Source organism: Bacillus sp. 05T31, from assembly GCF_056396725.1.
Genome location: NZ_JBFTMA010000928.1, coordinates 1 through 1,332, shown reverse-complemented (window position 1 = coordinate 1,332; position 1,332 = coordinate 1). Strand labels below are relative to the sequence as shown.

Sequence of the window (1,332 nt, the reverse complement as noted above, 5' to 3'; positions counted from 1 at the left end):
CATACAAGTGCGAGAAGTATGGCATTGAGTATGTAAAAGCTGATAAATGGTTCGCCTCAAGCAAGATTTGCTCAAGTTGTGGAGTTAAATACGACCATTCAGTTCAACCAGAAGGACAGTGGAGTTTAAAGGTTCGTGAATGGAACTGTGTTGGGTGCAATAGCCATCACGATAGAGATTTGAATGCTTCGATAAATTTATCAAGATGGGTAAAATAATTGCTTGATAATAGGAGGTAACGATACTGCCTCGTGTGGAGTGTTAAACCCCTCGTCCCTTCGGGGTTGCGAGAACACTTTGAAGCACTAACTTGTGTAAATTTGATTGAATTGTATAGATTTAGTTAAGTTTATCGTATCGGATGACTTCTACTAATGGAAGGCTATTAAGCTATTATTCTTAGAAAATAAATCMGATAAAGCATGGACAAAATTCTTTGTCAATAGTAAAATAATACAGAATTTAAAAATTACAGAATGTATAGGTTTATCGATTTACGATAAAGTGAAACTTTAATCAGTGGGGATTTTGTTCATCCCACTGATTATTAGCCTTCACCAATCGGGCATTTACGGGCAGTTGATCCCTACCTAACTTCTTTGCTTTCGTTGAATTTGAGGTGGGGGTCTTACTGCTCGTTAATGCGGGTAGGAGGTGTTGTACATTTTTGTTCGACACTTACAAAAAGAGAGTGTCAACCGCATACCCTTAAAGGGTCTTTTTTTGTGTGAATGTTAGTAAAGGGAGGGAATTTTGGGATGGCAATGTTAAAGAAATGGCTGCTTACATCATTAATGGCAGTGGCACTTGTATTTGTTTCTTTTGCGAATACAGTACATATTACGTTTGCTGAAGGAAAGACAGCGAAACTTGCAATTATTGGTGAATCACAAAAAGGAATTATGTTATGTCCGAAAGAAGTTTCCATTGAAGATGGAGAAACAGCTTTTAGTTTGYTACAAAAAGTTATGGGTGACAAAGTAACATCTGAAAGTATGTCATTTGGAACGTATATAAAGGGCATCGATGGATTAATGGCCGGAGCAACGAGCGGTTGGTTGTATGATGTAAATGATAAATCYGCAGAAGTTGGKGCGGATAGTTATAAATTAGAGTCTGGGGATGTTGTTGCATTTCGTTACGTTGCAGACTGGAGCAATATGAGTCAACAAACGTTGCAACAAACGTTAGATAAATTTGGCACTTGTAAAACTGTAGAAGAGCCAAAACCAGAGGAACCGAAAACAGAAAAACCAGATGGTAAACCAGAGGAACCGAAAACAGAAAAGCCAGATGATAAACCAGAAGAACCGAAAACAGAAAAGCCAGATG

Annotated in this window: 2 protein-coding genes; both read left to right on the top strand. The window is 38.0% G+C overall.

Features of this window, described 5'->3' with window-relative positions:
* A partial coding sequence (locus AC1DJR_RS29975) for a zinc ribbon domain-containing protein (RefSeq protein WP_477004257.1) occupies positions 1–218 on the top strand: 218 nt, incomplete at its 5' end.
* 540 nt (positions 219–758) lie between these two features.
* Positions 759–1,332, top strand: a 574-nt coding sequence (locus AC1DJR_RS29970) for a DUF4430 domain-containing protein (RefSeq protein WP_477004256.1), incomplete at its 3' end; no start/stop codon positions are given.